Origin of the sequence: Curtobacterium sp. MCLR17_040 (assembly GCF_003234735.1) — a bacterium.
Taxonomy (GTDB): Bacteria; Actinomycetota; Actinomycetes; order Actinomycetales; family Microbacteriaceae; genus Curtobacterium; species Curtobacterium flaccumfaciens.
Window position 1 is genome coordinate 94,169 of the sequence record NZ_QKTE01000002.1, and the last position, 17,725, is coordinate 111,893.

The 17,725-nt window shown below is 67.2% G+C and carries 16 protein-coding genes and 2 tRNA genes; 8 read left to right on the forward strand and 10 right to left on the reverse strand.

The features are described 5' to 3' along the window. Positions 1-446: 446 nt before the first annotated feature. The 10 genes from DEJ01_RS02420 to dnaA form a co-directional block, all read right to left on the reverse strand. A tRNA-Ala gene (locus tag DEJ01_RS02420) sits at positions 447-519 on the reverse strand. 56 nt (positions 520-575) lie between these two features. Then, positions 576-652: transfer RNA gene (locus DEJ01_RS02425), tRNA-Ile, on the reverse strand. Between the two features lie 75 nt (positions 653-727). Beyond that, a complete protein-coding gene (locus DEJ01_RS02430) occupies positions 728-1,135 on the reverse strand; it encodes a DUF3566 domain-containing protein (protein WP_027466922.1) in 408 nt (135 codons plus the stop codon). Further along, a complete protein-coding gene (gene gyrA / locus DEJ01_RS02435; protein WP_111092119.1) occupies positions 1,128-3,785 on the reverse strand; it encodes a DNA gyrase subunit A in 2,658 nt (885 codons plus the stop codon). Before gyrA ends, DEJ01_RS02430 begins: the two co-directional genes overlap by 8 nt. Before the next feature lie 114 nt (positions 3,786-3,899). After that, complete coding sequence (gene gyrB, locus DEJ01_RS02440) at positions 3,900-5,903, reverse strand: DNA topoisomerase (ATP-hydrolyzing) subunit B (protein WP_071404134.1); 2,004 nt, start codon at positions 5,901-5,903, stop codon at positions 3,900-3,902. Positions 5,904-6,036: 133 nt separating this feature from the next. Continuing rightward, complete coding sequence (locus DEJ01_RS02445) at positions 6,037-6,537, reverse strand: DUF721 domain-containing protein (protein WP_027466919.1); 501 nt, start codon at positions 6,535-6,537, stop codon at positions 6,037-6,039. Further along, positions 6,537-7,823 carry a DNA replication/repair protein RecF gene (recF, locus tag DEJ01_RS02450; protein ID WP_111092120.1) on the reverse strand — a complete coding sequence of 429 codons (1,287 nt, stop codon included), beginning with the start codon at positions 7,821-7,823 and terminating at the stop codon, positions 6,537-6,539. The genes DEJ01_RS02445 and recF overlap by 1 nt, the downstream gene beginning before the upstream one ends. A gap of 31 nt (positions 7,824-7,854) precedes the next feature. Beyond that, positions 7,855-8,742: a phosphogluconate dehydrogenase (NAD(+)-dependent, decarboxylating) gene (gene gnd, locus DEJ01_RS02455; protein WP_071404132.1), complete on the reverse strand. Its 888-nt coding sequence runs from the start codon at positions 8,740-8,742 to the stop codon at positions 7,855-7,857. Between the two features lie 71 nt (positions 8,743-8,813). Further along, positions 8,814-9,959, reverse strand: coding sequence for a DNA polymerase III subunit beta (gene dnaN / locus DEJ01_RS02460; RefSeq protein WP_027466916.1), 1,146 nt, complete (start codon positions 9,957-9,959; stop codon positions 8,814-8,816). Positions 9,960-10,366: 407 nt separating this feature from the next. Beyond that, positions 10,367-11,821 (reverse strand): chromosomal replication initiator protein DnaA, encoded by a 1,455-nt coding sequence (gene dnaA / locus DEJ01_RS02465; RefSeq protein ID WP_111092250.1) that lies wholly within the window; start codon positions 11,819-11,821, stop codon positions 10,367-10,369. A 514-nt stretch (positions 11,822-12,335) separates the two neighbouring features. Between dnaA and rpmH the strand changes: the two genes are divergently transcribed. From rpmH to DEJ01_RS02505, 8 genes are all read left to right on the forward strand, one after another. Continuing rightward, positions 12,336-12,473: a 50S ribosomal protein L34 gene (rpmH, locus tag DEJ01_RS02470; RefSeq protein ID WP_022889115.1), complete on the forward strand. Its 138-nt coding sequence runs from the start codon at positions 12,336-12,338 to the stop codon at positions 12,471-12,473. A gap of 47 nt (positions 12,474-12,520) precedes the next feature. Beyond that, positions 12,521-12,871, forward strand: coding sequence for a ribonuclease P protein component (gene rnpA, locus DEJ01_RS02475; RefSeq protein ID WP_111092121.1), 351 nt, complete (start codon positions 12,521-12,523; stop codon positions 12,869-12,871). Further along, positions 12,868-13,248, forward strand: a complete 381-nt coding sequence (yidD, locus tag DEJ01_RS02480) for a membrane protein insertion efficiency factor YidD (protein WP_017887819.1) — start codon at positions 12,868-12,870, stop codon at positions 13,246-13,248. Before rnpA ends, yidD begins: the two co-directional genes overlap by 4 nt. Before the next feature lie 8 nt (positions 13,249-13,256). Beyond that, positions 13,257-14,225: a membrane protein insertase YidC gene (gene yidC, locus DEJ01_RS02485; RefSeq protein WP_111045691.1), complete on the forward strand. Its 969-nt coding sequence runs from the start codon at positions 13,257-13,259 to the stop codon at positions 14,223-14,225. Continuing rightward, positions 14,226-14,726 (forward strand): R3H domain-containing nucleic acid-binding protein, encoded by a 501-nt coding sequence (locus DEJ01_RS02490; RefSeq protein WP_110863687.1) that lies wholly within the window; start codon positions 14,226-14,228, stop codon positions 14,724-14,726. It abuts the gene before it with no gap. After that, positions 14,723-15,382, forward strand: a complete 660-nt coding sequence (gene rsmG, locus DEJ01_RS02495; RefSeq protein WP_111092122.1) for a 16S rRNA (guanine(527)-N(7))-methyltransferase RsmG — start codon at positions 14,723-14,725, stop codon at positions 15,380-15,382. Before DEJ01_RS02490 ends, rsmG begins: the two co-directional genes overlap by 4 nt. A gap of 81 nt (positions 15,383-15,463) precedes the next feature. Next, entirely contained in the window at positions 15,464-16,357 is an 894-nt protein-coding gene (locus tag DEJ01_RS02500; protein WP_269149421.1) for a ParA family protein, read from the forward strand. Further along, positions 16,357-17,325, forward strand: a complete 969-nt coding sequence (locus tag DEJ01_RS02505; RefSeq protein WP_111092123.1) for a ParB/RepB/Spo0J family partition protein — start codon at positions 16,357-16,359, stop codon at positions 17,323-17,325. Before DEJ01_RS02500 ends, DEJ01_RS02505 begins: the two co-directional genes overlap by 1 nt. The last annotated feature ends 400 nt before the right edge of the window (positions 17,326-17,725 follow it).

Below are 17,725 nucleotides of genomic sequence, written 5' to 3' on the forward strand. Positions count from 1 at the left end.
CGTACGAAGGGCCCCGGCAGCTGCCGGGGCCCTTCGTCGTTCCCGGGCACGCGATGAACCTGCGCACCGCGTGTGAACGCACCCACCCACCGACCTGGAGGCCCGCGCCGGCCTGGCCCCGCGCCTCCCGTCCGCCATGCGCTCACGCGAAACGCCCCGGGGACGCCGCCGAAAGGTCACAACCTGTCGTCTGGAGGACGCGCAGACGACAGTTCCAGCCACCTCGGCGAACCACACGCGGCATGTCGCGACCACTCGAGAAGATGCCGGCCGCAGGCAGATTGGCGGACCCGACCATCGCGGAGCGGCGCGCCGCCGAAGGCGCGCAGACCAACACGACGACCGAGCCGCCCGCGACGACCGCGCAGCAGGGGCGGCGACGCGCATGGGCACAGAACGAAGCCCCTGGGCAGACGACGGAGTCGGCAACCAGGGGCTGATGCGAGTGGAGCCTGGGAGAATCGAACTCCCGACATCCTGCTTGCAAAGCAGGCGCTCTACCAACTGAGCTAAGGCCCCGAGTGCCACCGAGGTGATCGGCGACGGGATGGAATTGTCGTGCTGTTCCGGAGAACTGGTGGGGCTACAAGGACTTGAACCTTGGACCTCTTCGTTATCAGCGAAGCGCTCTAACCGCCTGAGCTATAGCCCCTCAGACCGGATGAAAGCCTACCGTACGATCCCGCCGGAACGAAATCGAGCAGTGGGCCCATCCGGCCCGGGTGTGTCAGTTGTTCGTGAAGCCCACGAGCAGACCGCCCGTGATCCGAACACTGAGGTTGTAGAGCACGCTCACGATGGCGCCGAGCACGGTGCCGACGACCACGTTGAGGATGCCCACGACGATGGAGAACCCGAGGACCTGGCCCAGCGAGAACTGGTCCATGATCGAGTAACTGTTCTGCCCGGTGACGTCCTTCAACAGGGCGTCGACCTGGGTGAACACACCCGTCTGGTTGAGGATGACCCACACCAGTGCCGTGGCGACCACGATCACGATGCTGCCGGCCAGGGCGATGAGGAAGCTCAGCTTCACCATCGACCAGAAGTCGACGTAGACCAGTCGCAACCGCACCTGGCGGGTGCCGACGGGTCGCTTCGCCTTCTTCTGGAGCTTCTCGGCGACACTACTCATTGCTTGACTGGTCCTCTCCGGCCTCGTCTGCGACGGGCTCGGTGTCGATGGGATCAGTGGAATCCGGGGCCGCTTCGGCAGGGCTGACCGTCTCCACCGGGCCCGCGGGCTCGATCTCGGCGTCGTCCTGGTCGTCCAGGTTCCGCTCGGTGTTCCGGGCCACCGCGATGATCCGGTCGTTCTCCGCGAACCTCGCGAAGACGACGCCCATCGTGTCACGGCCCTTGGCAGGGACCTCGGCCACGGCAGACCTTACCACCTTGCCCGATTGCAGCACGACGAGCACCTCGTCGTCCTCGCCGACGATGAGAGCGCCCACAAGATCGCCTCGGTCGAGCGCCAACTTGGCCACCTTGATGCCCAGACCACCGCGGCCCTGCACCCGGTACTGGTCGACCGCGGTGCGCTTGGCGTAGCCGCCCTCGGTCATCACCCAGACGAAGCCGTCGTCGGAGACGACCCGGGCCGCGAGCAGCGAGTCGCCGTCGCGGAAGGACATGCCCTTCACGCCCGAGGTCGAGCGACCCATCGGACGCAGGGTGTCGTTCGTCGCCGTGAACCGGAGCGACATGCCCTGGCGGGACACCAGGAGCAGGTCGTCGTGCTCGTCGACGAGCAGCGCCTGGCGGAGCTTGTCACCGTCGCGCAGGTTGATCGCGATGATGCCGCCGGTGCGGTTCGTGTCGTACTCGGTGAGCGCGGTCTTCTTGACCAGACCGTGCTCGGTCGCGAGGACGAGGTACTGCGCGACCTCGTAGTCGCGGATGTCGAGCACCTGCTGGATCTGCTCGTCGGGCTGCATCGCGAGCAGGTTCGCGACGTGCTGGCCCTTCGCGTCGCGGCCGGCCTCCTGCAGCTCGTACGCCTTGGCGCGGTAGACCCGGCCCTGGTCGGTGAGGAACAGGAGCCAGTGGTGCGTCGTCGTGACGAAGAAGTGCTCGACGATGTCGTCGGCGCGGAGCTGGGCCCCACGGACACCTCGACCGCCACGGTGCTGCGAGCGGTACTGGTCGCTGCGCGTGCGCTTGACGTAGCCACCGCGGGTGATGGTGACGACCATCTCCTCTTCGGGGATCAGGTCTTCCATCGACATGTCGCCGTCGTAGCCGAACATGATCTCGGTACGGCGGTCGTCGCCGAAGCGGTCGACGATCTCGCTCAACTCGTCGCGGATGATCGAGCGCTGGCGGCTCTCCGATCCGAGGATGTCCTGGAAGTCGGCGATCTTGCGCTCGAGCTCTTCGGCCTCGTCGTGGATCTTCTGACGCTCGAGGGCGGCGAGACGACGGAGCTGCAGCTCGAGGATCGCGCGCGCCTGGATCTCGTCGACGGACAGCAGGTCCATCAGGCCGGTGCGGGCCTCTTCGACGTCGGGCGAGCGACGGATGAGCGCGATGACCTCGTCGAGGGCGTCGAGCGCAGCCAGGTAGCCACGCAGGATGTGGGCGCGCTTCTCGGCCTCGCGCAGCCGGAACTGCGTGCGGCGGACGATGACGTCGACCTGGTGGGCGACCCACGCCGAGATGAAGCCGTCGAGCGGCAGGGTGCGGGGCACCCCGTCGACGATCGCGAGCATGTTCGCGCCGAAGTTCTCCTGCAGCTGGGTGTGCTTGTACAGGTTGTTCAGCACGACCTTGGCGACGGCGTCACGCTTCAGCACGATGACCAGGCGCTGCCCGGTGCGGCCGGAGGTCTCGTCACGGATGTCGGCGACACCGGCGAGCTTGCCGTCCTTGACCAGCTCGGCGATCTTGATCGCCAGGTTGTCCGGGTTGACCTGGTACGGCAGCTCGGTGACGACGAGGCAGGTGCGACCCTGGATCTCCTCCACCGACACCACGGCACGCATCGTGATCGAGCCACGGCCGGTGCGGTAGGCGTCCTGGATGCCCTTGGTGCCGAGCACCTGCGCACCGGTCGGGAAGTCCGGTCCCTTGATGCGCTGCATGAGCGCGGCGAGCAGCTCGTCACGGGTGGCGTCGGGGTTGTCGAGCGCCCACTTGGCGCCCTCGGCGACCTCGCGCAGGTTGTGCGGCGGGATGTTCGTGGCCATGCCGACCGCGATGCCGACCGAGCCGTTGACGAGCAGGTTCGGGAACCGGGCCGGCAGGATCGCCGGCTCCTGGGTGCGGCCGTCGTAGTTGTCCTGGAAGTCGACGGTGTCCTCGTCGATGTCGCGGACCATCTCGAGCGCGAGCGGCGCCATCTTCGTCTCGGTGTACCGCGGAGCGGCGGCGCCGTCGTTGCCCGGCGAACCGAAGTTGCCCTGGCCGAGCGCGAGCGGGTACCGGAGCGACCACGGCTGCACCAGGCGGACGAGGGCGTCGTAGATCGCCGAGTCACCGTGCGGGTGGAACTGGCCCATGACGTCACCGACGACGCGGGAGCACTTCGAGAACGCACGGTCCGGGCGGTAGCCGCCGTCGAACATCGCGTAGATCACACGGCGGTGCACCGGCTTGAGGCCGTCTCGGACCTCCGGCAGGGCACGACCGACGATGACCGACATCGCGTAGTCGAGGTACGAGCGCTGCATCTCGAGCTGCAGGTCGACCTGCGAGATGCGGTCACCGGAGACGACGATGTCCCCGCTGTCGCCGTGGACGATCTCGGGCTGCTCGTCGGCGCCGTTCTCGTTGTCGTCAGCCATGTGGCTTCGTTCCCTTTCTGGACAGCCTGGAGGCTGTGGTTCCGTTGGTCGCGCCGGGCGCGACCACAGGTGGTCAGGACTGGTCGACGCGGCTCACGCCGCGCCTCCTGGCCGTTAGATGTCGAGGAAGCGGACGTCCTTGGCGTTCTGCTGGATGAACTGGCGACGCGCGTCGACGTCCTCACCCATCAGCGTCGAGAAGGTGCTGTCCACCGCAGCCGCGTCCTCGAGCGTGACCTGCAGGAGCGTGCGGGTGTCCGGGTTCATGGTGGTGTCCCAGAGCTCCTTGTAGTCCATCTCGCCGAGGCCCTTGTAGCGCTGGATCCCGTTGTCCTTCGGGATCCGCTTGCCGGCTGCGAGGCCGGCCTGCATCAGGGCGTCGCGCTCCCGGTCGCTGAACACGTACTCGTGCGCCGAGTTCGACCACTTCAGGCGGTAGAGCGGCGGCTGCGCGAGGTACACGTAGCCGTGCTCGATGAGCGGACGCATGTAGCGGAACAGCAGCGTGAGCAGCAGTGTGGTGATGTGCTGGCCGTCGACGTCGGCATCGGCCATCAGCACGATCTTGTGGTACCGGGCCTTGTCCGGGTCGAAGTCCTCACCGATGCCGGCACCGAACGCCGTGATCATCGACTGGATCTCCTGGTTGGCGAGGGCGCGGTCGAGCCGGGCCTTCTCGACGTTCAGGATCTTGCCGCGCAGGGGCAGGATCGCCTGGGTCATCGGGTTGCGGCCCTGCACGGCGGAACCGCCGGCGGAGTCACCCTCGACCATGAAGATCTCCGACACCGTCGGGTCCTTCGACTGGCAGTCCTTGAGCTTGCCGGGCATGCCGCCCGACTCGAGCAGCCCCTTGCGGCGGGTGGTCTCGCGCGCCTTGCGGGCGGCGAGCCGCGCCTGCGACGCCTGGATCGCCTTGCGGACGACGTCGCGTGCCTGCGTCGGGTTGCTCTCGAACCAGTGGGTCAGCTCGGTGCCGACGACGCGCTGCACGAACGACTTCGCCTCGGTGTTGCCGAGCTTGGTCTTCGTCTGCCCCTCGAACTGCGGCTCGCCGAGCTTCACGGAGATGACGGCCGTCAGCCCTTCGCGGATGTCGTCACCCGTGAGGTTGTCGTCCTTCTCCTTGATGATCTTCGTCTCGCGCGCGTAGCGGTTGACGAGGGTCGTCAGTGCGGCACGGAAGCCCTCTTCGTGGGTGCCGCCCTCGTGCGTGTTGATCGTGTTCGCGAAGGTGTGGACGCTCTCCTGGTACGAGGTGTTCCACTGCATCGCGACCTCGAGCGCGATCTTGCGCTCCGGGTCCTCGGACTCGAAGCCGATGACGTCCGGGTGGACGAGGTCGGCCTTCTTCTGCGCGTTGATGTACTCGACGTAGTCGGCGAGACCACGCTCGTACATGAAGGTGTCGTTGCGGGCCTCTTCCCCTTCTTCCGGGGCGCGCTCGTCGCGGAGGTTGATCCGCAGGCCCTTGTTCAGGAAGGCCATCTGCTGGAACCGCGTGCGCAGGGTCTCGTAGTCGAAGACGACGGACTCGAAGATCTCGGCGTTCGGCCAGAACGTGATCGTCGTGCCGGTCTCGTCGGTCTCTTCGTCCTTGGAGACGGGCGCGACGGGGACACCGTCGGTGTAGCTCTGGCGCCAGACGTGGCCCTGGCGACGGACCTCGACGTCGAGCTCGGAGCTCAGCGCGTTCACGACCGACGAACCGACGCCGTGCAGACCGCCGGAGACGGCGTAGCCGCCACCGCCGAACTTGCCGCCGGCGTGCAGGACGGTGAGGACGACCTGCAGGGTCGAGACCCCCTCGGCCGCGTGGACGTCGACCGGGATGCCACGGCCGTTGTCGACGACGCGGACGCCACCGTCTTCACGGATGCTCACGTCGATGGTGTCGCAGTACCCGGCGAGGGCTTCGTCGACGGAGTTGTCGACGATCTCCTGGACCAGGTGGTGCAGGCCGCGAGGGCCGGTCGAACCGATGTACATACCCGGGCGCTTGCGGACGGCCTCGAGCCCCTCGAGCACCTGAATCTGGTCTGCGCCGTAGGACGGTTCGCTCTGCGGGGTCTCCGCGCCGAGCGGGTTCTGCCGGTCGTCTTCAGATTCTGCTGCCATGTCGAGCGTGCTCCTGCCTGCGCGCGGAACGCCCGCGCACTGCACCTCCCAGTCTACCGCAGAGCCCCCTCTTTCGAGGGCTCATCTGCCCCGCAGACGGGCTTTTCTGGCACTCCAGGATGATTTCGTCGCCTCAACCGTAGGTGTCGCGAGGACCGCGCCCCTGGACCGTTCTGGGGCCGCGTTTCCACGTGGGGGCGTCCGGGCCGGAAACCCTGATCGACTCGACCCCGGCTTCGGGGTGCCGTTCCGCGATGGTCGTCGTGACCGTCGCACGCATCAGTCGGAGCTGGGTCGCCCAGGCCGTCGAGTCGCACCGGATGACGAGTGCGCCGTCCTCGATGGTGACCGGTCGGGAGTGCTTCGCCAGCTCCTCGCCGACGACGCTCGGCCAGTCCACGAAGAGCTCGGAGCGGGCGAGGGGTTCGGTCCAACCGAGTTCCTGAGCGAGCGAACCGACGATGTCCGCGAGGCCCTTCGGCTCGCGGCCGCGCCCGTACGGCACGGTGTCGGCGTCGAACTCGCGGGCACGGCGGCGGCGGGCATCGGTGCCGCGCTTGGACGGGTCGCCGAACACCGCGCGCAGGTGGCGGTACACCTGCGAGGGTTCGGTGGGCTTGCGGGGCTTCGGCATCAGGCGTCGGCTTCGGTCGGGTCCGTCTTGCTGTCCGCGACGGTCGCGTCCGCCGCGTCGATCGCGTCGGTCCCGTCCGTCGCGTCCGTCGCCGGACTGGAGGCCCGGGTCGCGTCCGCCTCGTCGGTCACGATCGTGCCCGCCTCGATCCGCACGGTGTGCGCCGCTAGCTTCCCGGGCACGTCACCGAAGACCGCGGCCGTGATGAGCACCTGCTCGTAGTCGGCGACGGCGTTCGCCAACCGTTCCCGCCGCGATTCGTCGAGTTCGGCGAAGACGTCGTCGAGGATGATGATCGGGTCGCCCAGGTTCGACTCGGCGCGCAGGATCGAGGCGCTCGCGAGCTGGATGGCCAGCGCGAAGGACCAGGATTCGCCGTGACTCGCGTACCCGCGGGCCGGTAACCCGTTGAGTTGGAACAGAACGTCGTCCCGGTGCGGTCCGACGAGGGTGAGCCCGCGGTCGAGTTCGTCCCGGCGACGGCGCTCGAGGGCGGCCGCGAACGCTTCGGCAGCCGACGCGACCGTGACGGGCTCGTCGGGGGTCCCGAGCACGGGGTCGGTCGCCGTCGCGGACTCGGGGTCGCCACCGCGGATGGACAGGACGCCGGTGATCGAGGCGTCGTGGTGCTCGCCGGCGACGGTCGCGTAGGCCTCGGCCACGAAGGGTGCGAGCCGCCGGGTCAGGTGGTCACGCGCCGCGACGATCTCGGCGCCGAGTCCGACGAGCCGGTCGTCCCAGACGTCGAGCGTCGACAGGGCGTTCGCCTTCGCGCCGGTGGCACGGGCCGACTTGAGCAGGGTGTTCCGCTGGCGGAGCGTGCGGTCGTAGTCGGCGAGCACGCCCTGCATCCGCGGTGCGATCTGGCCGAGGAGCTCGTCGAGCATCCGGCGTCGCCCGGCCGGCTCGCCCCGCACGAGGGCGAGGTCCTCCGGGGCGAAGAGCACGCTCGTGCAGTAGCGCGGCAGCTCGCGCGGTTTGATCGCGGAGCGGTTCACCTGCGCACGGTTCGCACCGGTGCGGTTGATCTGCACCTCGGCGAGGATGCTGCGGTCCTCGTGCGCGAGTCGAGCCCGGACGATCGCGGCGTCGCATCCTTGGCGGACGAGCGCTGCGTCGGTGGGGACGCGGTGCGAGCCGAGGGTGGAGAGGTACCCGATCGCCTCGACCAGGTTGGTCTTGCCCTGTCCGTTGCGCCCGACGAACAGGTTCGGCCCGCGTGCGAGGTCGACGTCCGCCTCCCGGTAGTTCCGGAAGTCGGTCAGTTGGAGATGGTCGACGTGCACGCGGGCCGAGTCCGGGTTCCCCCGGGAAGTCCTAGGACTTCTTGACGGCGTGACCGCCGAACTGGTTGCGGAGCGCCGCGACGGCCTTCATCGTCGGCGAGGCGCTGCCCTGGCGCGAGACGAAGCGCGCGAAGATCGACGCCGAGAGCGCCGGCATCGGCACGGCGAGCTCGATGCCCTCTTCGAGCGTCCAGCGGCCCTCGCCCGAGTCCTCGACGTAGCCCTCGAGCTCGTCGAGCTTCGGGTCCTCGTTCAGCGCGAGCACCATCAGGTCGAGCAGCCAGGAACGGACGACCGTTCCGCGCTGCCAGCCGGCGAACACGGCGGGGACGTCGGTGATCAGGTCCTTGGCTTCGAGGAGCTCGTAGCCCTCGCCGTACGCCTGCATGATCGCGTACTCGATGCCGTTGTGGACCATCTTCGCGTAGTGGCCGGCGCCGATCGGGCCGGCGTGCGAGAAGCCCTCTTCACGGGGACCCTCGGGGCGCAGCGCGTCGAACACGGGCATCGCGAACTCGACGTCCGCGGCGTCACCGCCGACCATGAGGCCGTAGCCGTTGTCCTTGCCCCAGACGCCACCGGAGACGCCGACGTCCATGTAGCGGATGCCGCGCGCAGCGAGCTGCTCGGCGTGCGTGGTGTCGTCCAGCCACTTCGAGTTGCCACCGTCGATGACCAGGTCGCCCTCGCCGAGGACGCCGGCCAGGTCGGTGATCACGTCGTCGGTGATCTTGCCGTGCGGGACCATGACCCACACGAGACGCTTGCCCTCCGGGAGGGCAGCGGCGAGGGCGCCGAGGTCGGCGACGTCCGAGACGGCGGGGTTCGCGTCGTACCCGGTGACCTCGATCCCTGCGTTGCGGAGACGGGCACGCATGTTGTTGCCCATGCGACCAAGGCCGACAAGACCGATGTGCATGATTTCCTCTTCTGTTCGTCGTCGCGCTGATGCTGCCGGTGGTGTGCGCCAGCGCAGGTTGCCTGTTGCGCCTATCGCAGCAGCAGGTTCGGCTGCAGCAGGTACCGGTATCCATCGGTCGCTGCGGCCTCTTGCGAAGTCTGGCCGGTGATCAGCACCGGGCCCGGCTTGTTGGGGTTCTCCGTCTTGGTGAAGGAGATGCGGACGAACTCGGAGTGCACCGCGTTCAGTCCGTCCAGGAGGAAGGCGGGCTTCAACGAGACCACCGTTTCCTCGCCGGTCAACAACGCACTGATCGACTCTGACGCCTGCGCTTGTTCGGATCCGATCGCCTCGAGCGTGAGCCCGTCGACCGTGAAGGAGAACCGGAGCGCCGCTTCGCGCTCCAGGACGAGGGAGACCCGTCGGACCGCTTCGACGAGCTCCGCGGTGTTGATCACCGCGTGGTCGTTGACGGTCTCGGGGAAGAGCCGGCGGACCGGCGGGTAGTTGCCCTTGATGAGCAACGACGTCACGGTCTTGTCGTCGGCGTGGAACGCGATGAGCTCGCGGTCGGAGTTGCCGCTGATCGACACCGACACCGTGGACGCCGAACCGAACGTGCGGCCGACCTCCTGCAGGGTGCGGGCCGGGACCAGTGCGTGCAGGGGGTCCGAGCCGACTCGGCCGGAGTCCCACGCGATGGTGCGGACGGCGACGCGGTAGCGGTCCGTCGCGATGAGGGAGAGGTCGTTGTCGCCGACCTCGAGCTGCACGCCCGTGATGACGGGGGTGACGTCGTCGCGGCTGGCGGCGACGGCGACCTGGGACACCGCTTCGGAGAACGCGTCGCCGGGGATCACACCGGTCTGCGGGCCGATCTCCGGCAGCGTCGGGTACTCCTCGACCGGCATGGACAGCAGTGTGAAGTGCGCCGATCCGCAGGAGACGGAGATCTTGGCGTCCTCGGTGGTGAACGACACCGGGGCGTTCGGCAGCCGGCTCGCGATGTCGTTCAGCAGTCGACCGGAGACCAGGACCGTGCCCGGCTCGTCGATCTGGGCCGAGATGGACGTCTGCGCCGACACCTCGTAGTCGAACGAGGAGAGCGTCAGACGATCGCCATCGGCGTGGATGAGGACGCCCGACAGGATCGGGAGGGTCGTGCGCTGCGGGAGGAGCTTCACTGCGAAGGAGACGGCTTCGGAGAAGACGTCCCGGTTGACCTCGAACTTCACAGCTGGAACCCCTGTCGATCGGCTTGGACTGTCCGGCCGCCCCATTCTGGCACAGGCGGACGAGGGCCGGATTTCTTGTCATCCCGCCGTCCACAGGGTTGTCCCGCAGAGATTGATCGTTAACCAGGAGTAATGGTGTTAACGCCTGTGCACACTGTGGATAACCCTGTGCATCCCGCTCGGCAGTAGGGAACTACACGCTTGTGACTTGTGAGCGGTGTGTGAGCGTTAACGGGATGAATGAATCTCATCTATCCACTTCCATCCCCAGTCTCCACAGGTGACCCCCCACCTGTGTACAACCGGGCGGCGTGTCCTCCACAGTTATCCACAGGCTATCCACACTGTGAGAAGTCCGGCCCATGGAACCGTCTCAGATGGTGGATGGGGCCGGGAACGGGCCGATCTCAGCGGTAACGGCGGTCCTGCTTGATGCGGCTGGTGAGCTCGGTGACCTGGTTGTAGATCGACCGACGCTCCTTCATCAGCTCGGTGATCTTCTTGTTCGCGTACATCACCGTGGTGTGGTCGCGGTTGCCGAACAGCTGCCCGATCTTGGGCAGGGACAGACTCGTCAGCTCGCGGCACAGGTACATCGCGATCTGTCGTGCCGTGGCGATCGCCTGGGAGCGGGACGACCCGTACAGGTCGTCGACGGAGAGCTTGAAGTACTCCGCGGTGTGGTTGATGATGTCCGTCGGCGCGACGACGTTGTCCTCGTCGAGGGTGATCAGGTCCTTGAGGACCGTCTGCACCAGGGCCATGTCCACGGCCGTCCGGTTCAGGCTGGCGAACGCCGTGACCCGGATCAGGGTGCCCTCGAGCTCGCGGATGTTGCTCGACACCTTCGACGCCATGAACTCGAGGATGTCGTCGGGCACCTGCAGGTGGTCGGACTGTGCCTTCTTGCGGAGGATCGCGATGCGCGTCTCGAGCTCGGGCGCCTGCACGTCGGTGATCAGGCCCCACTCGAAGCGCGATCGCATCCGGTCCTCGAACCCGGTCAGGTGCTTCGGCGCGACGTCGGACGTGATGACGACCTGCTTGTTGTGGTCGTGCAGCGTGTTGAACGTGTGGAAGAAGGCCTCCTGCGTGGAGTCCTTCCCCTGCAGGAACTGGATGTCGTCGATCAGCAGGATGTCGATGTCGCGGTACCGCTGCTGGAACTGGTTCGAGCGGTTGTTCGCGATCGAGTTGATGAAGTCATTGGTGAACTCCTCGCTCGACACGTACCGGACGCGGATCCCCGGGTAGAGGCTCTCGGCGTAGTGCCCGATGGCGTGGAGCAGGTGGGTCTTGCCCAGCCCGGAGTCCCCGTAGATGAAGAGCGGGTTGTAGGCCTTGGCCGGTGCCTCGGCCACGGCCACCGCTGCGGCGTGGGCGAACCGGTTCGACGACCCGATGACGAAGTTGTCGAAGTTGTACTTCGGGTTGAGTCGCGACTCGGGCCGACCGCTGGTGCCGGGAGAGTCGATCTGGCTCGGGACGAACGGCGCCTCGATGTACTGGCGCGGAGCGGCACTCTGCTCGACGGCTTCCTGCACGGGCTCGGCGTAATCGGGGACGTTCGGGTCCACCCGCGGCTCCGACGCCATGTCCGGGTTGACGGTGATGGCGAAGTTCGCGACCGAGTCGTCACCGATGCGACCGACCGCCTCGGTGATCGGGATGCGGATGCGCTGTTCGAGCATGCCCCGGGTCAGGTCGTTCGGGACCTCGAGGTACAGGGTGCCGGCGAGCACGCCCTTCGGCTCGACCAGGTTCAGGAACCCGTGGAGCTGCGGCGTGATGCGGGGGTCCTCGGCGAGGAGTCCGAGTACGGATGACCAGAGGTCCTCGACGGGGTCGGCCGGCATCGTCATGTCGCGCTCGTCTCCAGGGGTCGTGTCGTGCGTTCGCTGCCGGACGAGGGTGCGTCCTGCGGGGTCGGACATGCCGTGGCGTCCTCGGCGACCGCACTCGGGACCAGGTCGTCGCCGGCGGATCGTCGGTGGCTCCGGGGGCTTCGTCGACGCCTCGTTGCCGCGGAGGTTCCCACAGGGTTGTCCACAGTGTTGTCCACGACCACCTCGAGCCGTCCGACAGGAGTACTTCCCTGTCGTACCGGCCATCGGGGCGATCGATCACACCACTGTAAAGGACCGGACCGAGTCCCACCGAACGGAAGTTGTCCCCAATGTGGAGAATGGGCTCGAGCGACGGCAGAACCGACGGCACCGACGCAAGCGGTCCGGGCGGGGTTTGACCTGCTCGCCGCTGTCACGTACCGTTAACCAGTTGACTGCGGCCCTTTGGTCGCGCCCATCTGCGTCGTTCGACACCCGGACGGCTACACATACGTGACGGCTCGCCGCGAGCAGCCGTGTGGAGAACATCATGAGCAAGCGCACCTTCCAGCCGAACAACCGCCGCCGCGCCAAGAAGCACGGCTTCCGCCTCCGCATGCGGACGCGTGCCGGCCGCGCCATCCTGTCGGCGCGTCGCGCCAAGGGCCGTACCGAGCTCTCGGCCTGATCAGGCTCATCGCCTGATCCGGTCCTCGGTCTGACCCCGGCGTCGCAGTGTTGGCCAGCGCCAACCGCATCGTGCGCGGGGATGACTACCGGAACGTCGTGCGTCGTGGTCGCAAGAGCGCCACGGCGCACGTGGTCGTGTCCGTGGTCCGTCAGCCGGTCGACCGCAACGGACCGACGCGGTTCGGCTTCATCGTCGCGAAGACGGTGGGGAACGCCGTGATCCGGAACCTGATCAGGCGGCGGCTCAAGGCGATCGCGCACGACCTGCTCGCCGAGACCCCCCAGGGCTTCGACGTGGTGGTCCGTGTACTGCCAGCCGCATCGCAGGCCGGATGGCCTACCCTGCTCGAAGACGTCACGCGCTCCTTCGCGCGCGGGGTGGAGAAGGCAGCATGAACCGCACTCTGTGGACCCGGCTTGCCTGGGTCATCGCGTTGCTCCCACGCAACGCGTGCGTCGTCGTGCTCCGGGCCTACCGTGCGGTGATCTCCCCGCTGTACGGCAACGTCTGCCGCTACCACCCGTCGTGCTCCCGGTACGCCCTCGACGCGATCCAGCAGTACGGGGTCGTCCGCGGATCCGCCATGGGCGCCTGGCGCATCGCCCGTTGCAACCCCTGGGCTGCTGGTGGCATCGACGACGTCAAGGAACGCCGTCACCCGTTCGTCGTCAACCGGTTCGGGTTCGTCCTCGCGCCGATCCCGCAGCAGCCGCACCCCGCGGTCGGAACGGCCCGGCCGGTCCTGCTCCCCCAGCGCACTCGAAAGGCGTAGCCGTCCCCATGGACATCATCGGATTCGTCCTCTGGCCGCTCAAATGGGTGGTCTCGGCCATCCTCGTCGGCTTCCACTGGATCTTCGAGAGCATCGGCATGGACCCGAACGAGGGCATCACATGGGTGCTCTCGATCATCTTCCTGACGTTCGTGGTGCGCGCAGCGCTGATCCCGATCTTCGTCCGGCAGATCAAGTCGCAGCGCCGCATGCTCGAGGTCGCGCCGCAGCTCAAGAAGATCCAGGACAAGTACAAGGGCAAGAAGGACCAGTTCTCGCGTGAGGCCATGAGCCGCGAGACGATGGCGCTCTACAAGGAGACCGGGACCAACCCGCTCAGCTCCTGCCTGCCCCTGCTGCTGCAGATGCCGATCTTCTTCTCGCTGTACTCGGTGCTCCACGAGGCCCAGATCAACAAGACGGGCATCGGCCTGCTGACGAACGACCTCGCGGGGTCGTTCGGCAACGCGGCTCTGTTCGGTGCTCCGCTGCACGAGACCTTCACGAACGCCTCCGGGTGGGAGGTCCGTGCGATCGCGGGCTTCATGATCGTCGTGATGACGGCGTCGCAGTTCATCACGCAGCTGCAGCTCGTCGCCAAGAACATGTCGCCGGAGACCAAGGAGTCTCCGATGTACCGCCAGCAGAAGATGATGCTGTACATCCTCCCGCTGGTCTTCGTGATCTCGGGTCTGAGCTTCCCCCTCGGCGTCATGTTCTACTGGCTGGCCTCGAACCTCTGGACGATGGCGCAGCAGTACTTCGTCATCCGCAGCATGCCGACCCCCGGTTCCGAAGCCGCTCTGGCTCGTGAAGCCCGCCTGGCCAAGAAGGCACAGCGTCGCGGGACCGCCACCCCGGTCCTGGCCGAGGCCGGTGCCGGCGCCGGTGCGACGGAGATCGAGCCCGTGCGCGTCACCACCCAGCGTCAGCAGCCGGTCGGCAAGCAGCGCCAGAAGAAGAACGGGAAGAAGTAAGTGACCGAGCAGGACACCGCAGGCGCCGTCGAGACGACGGAGACCGAGACCGAGGACGCCCGCGACGAAGCGGACATCGCAGCGGACTACATCGAGGAACTCCTCGACATCTGCGACCTCGACGGCGACATCGAGATCGAGGAACGCGCCGGTCGGGTGTACCTGTCCGTCACCGATGACGGCGAGGCACTCCGCGTGCTGTCGAAGCCCGACACCGTGACGGCGCTGCAGGAGCTCACCCGGATCGCTGTGCAGGCGGAGACCGGCGAGTTCAGCCGGCTCATCCTCGACGTCGGTGGCTCGCGGGATGCCCGTGCTGACGAGCTGCAGCGGCTCGTGGACACCGCTGTCGAGCGCATCGAAGCCGGGTCGTCGTCGGCTGCGCTCCCCCCGATGTCGTCGTACGAGCGCAAGCTCGTCCACGACCTGGTCGCTGAGAAGGGCTTCCACTCGGAGTCCGAGGGTGAGGGTCGGGACCGCCACACGGTCGTCACCCGATGACGGACGCACCCGTCCCGAACGACGCAGCACCGGTGCTCGATGCTGAGCCCGCGGCGGCTGCAGCACTCTTCGGTGACCAGATCGAGGTTGCGCGCTCGTTCACCAACGAGCTCGCGCGGCGGGGTGAGGAGCTGGGCCTGATCGGACCGCTCGAGCTGCCCCGCCTGTGGACGCGACACATCCTCAATTCGGCGTTGCTCGCACCCCTCCTGGAGGCCCGGGGTCGCGTTGCCGACGTCGGTTCAGGAGCAGGATTGCCGGGTCTCGTGCTCGCGATCGCCCGTCCGGACGTCGAGTTCGTCCTCATCGAGCCGATGGAGCGCCGGACGGATTGGCTTCGCAGTGAGTCCGATCGGCTCGGCCTGCAGAACGTCACGGTGCTCCGTGGCCGTGCTGAGGACGTAGCGGACGACGTCGTGGTCGACCAGGTCACCGCACGCGCCGTCAGCGCCCTGTCGAAGCTCATCCCTCTCACCGTGCCGCTGGTTCGCTCCGGCGGCCAGCTCATCCTGATGAAGGGTGCGCGGGTCGACGAAGAGATCGAGAAGGCCCGCAAGGTCATCCTTCGGAAGCGCCTCTCTGATGTCGAGGTGCTCGAGCTCGGAGAAGGTGTGGTCGACGAGACCACCCGCGTCTTCCGGGCTACAGTTGACTGACGCTGCGGCTCGGGCCGGGTCATCCGGCCGCCAGTGGCTCCGCGTTCCACGTGAAACATCGAACCGGGGAAGAGGCACTCGTTGAGTTCATCGACCGACTACGACGCGTCGACACCGCTCGCTCGCGAGATCGCCGACCTGAACCGTCGCCGCCGCGCGATCGCCACGCAGCAGTTCCCGCTCCCTTCTGAGACACGGATCATCACCGTCTCGAACCAGAAGGGTGGCGTCGGCAAGACGACGACGACCGTCAACCTGGCAGCGGGCCTCGCCCATGGCGGCGCTCGTGTCCTGGTCATCGACCTGGATCCGCAGGGCAACGCGTCAACCGCGCTTGGCGTCGATCACCAGGCGGAGGTCGCGAGCATCTACGACGTGATCGTCGATGAGGCACCGATGGCCGACACCGTGCAGGCTTCCCCCGAGTCGGACACCCTGTGGTGTGTGCCGGCCACCATTCACCTCGCCGGCGCCGAGATCGAGCTCGTGTCACTGGTGGCACGTGAGCAGCGTCTCCGGACCGCGCTCGACATGTACCTGCAGTCGCTGGACGAGCCGTACCACTACGTCTTCATCGACTGCCCGCCGTCGCTGGGCCTGTTGACGATCAACGCCTTCGTTGCCGCACAAGAGGTACTCATCCCGATCCAGTGCGAGTACTACGCGCTCGAAGGACTGAGCCAGCTGCTGCGGAACATCGAGTTGATCGAGCGACACCTGAACCCGAACCTCCGGGTCTCCACGATCCTGCTGACCATGTACGACGGCCGCACGAACCTGGCGAACCAGGTGGCGAACGACGTCCGGGAGCATTTCGGTGACCAGGTCCTCAAGGCGATGATCCCCCGCTCCGTCCGCGTGAGCGAAGCACCGAGCTACGGCCAGAGCGTCGTCGCGTATGACGTGAACTCCACCGGGTCGCTGTCCTACCTGGAAGCGGCCGCCGAGATCGCAGCACGAGGAGCGAAGCACTGATGGCACCGAAGCGAACCGGACTCGGCCGAGGCATCGGCGCCCTGATCCCGACGGCGACCGATCAGCAGGACCGTCCCGTCGACGTGTTCTTCCCGACCGGTGGATCACCGGCATCCGCTCCGACGGCAGACGAGCTGGTGGCCGTGCCGGGAGCCCGACTCGTAAACCTCAATCCGCTGGACGTGATCCCGAACGCGCAACAGCCGCGGAAGGAGTTCCGCGAGGAGGAGCTCCAGGAACTCGTGCACTCGATCCGCGAGATCGGGGTCCTGCAGCCCATCGTCGTCCGGCCGATCCCCGGCGCGACGGGGACCGAGCCCCAGTACGAGCTCATCATGGGTGAGCGTCGTCTGCGGGCCACGAAGGAACTCGGCCTGAGCACGATCCCGGCGATCGTGAAGGACACCCCCGACGACGCGATGCTGCGCGACGCGCTGCTGGAGAACCTCCACCGGGCGCAGCTCAACCCCTTGGAAGAGGCATCGGCGTACCAGCAGCTCCTCGCGGACTTCGGGATCACCCAGGAACAGCTCGGACAGCGCATCGGTCGATCGCGCCCGCAGATCACGAACACGATCCGACTCCTGCGGCTCCCCTCCCCCGTGCAGCGGCGAGTGGCCGCAGGCGTGCTCTCTGCCGGACATGCTCGCGCCATCCTCGCCGCTCCGGACGCCGAGGCGATGGAGTACCTGGCCGAGAAGATCGTCAACGAGGACCTGTCCGTCCGTGCTGCTGAGGCGATCGCGCAGCAACTCTCCGCGAAGACGCCGCCGGCGAAGCCGAAGACCGAGCCGTCCAAGCGCCAGGCACACTTCAACGATCTCGCTGAACGGCTCGGTGATCGCTTGAACACGCGGGTGAAGATCGCAGTCGGTGCTCGCAAGAGCTCCGTCACGATCGACTTTGCGAACGGCGACGACCTCAACCGGATCCTCGGTGAGCTCGGGGTAGAGGACCTCGAGGGCTGAACCAGCCTGTGCGCGGCGTTGTGCGGCGCTGTGAGCCCCTGCGACGGTCGGGCTGGGGTGGGCGCACCTGCGACTCAATCCGGCAGCTCTGGTGGCAACACAGCGTGACCGACGCGGCTGCTCCAGCAGTGGGGGTGGTTGTCCTCAGGTGAGATGGTGGCGACGTGACCACCATCGGCTCGCCCTTCATACCAGCGATCCGAGGGACGTTCTTCCGAGCGGTCGACCCGAGGTTCCGTGAGTTCGCTCTCGAGGGATCGCGTTCCGCCAGCCGCTACCGCAGAGCGGACGATCCGACGCGCTACGTCGGATTGCCAGTTGAGGGAGTCGAAGCTTCGATGCTTGCGAACAAGGGCGTGCGGTAGCGAAACGTGGAGATTGACGTCAAGGCCTCTCCGAT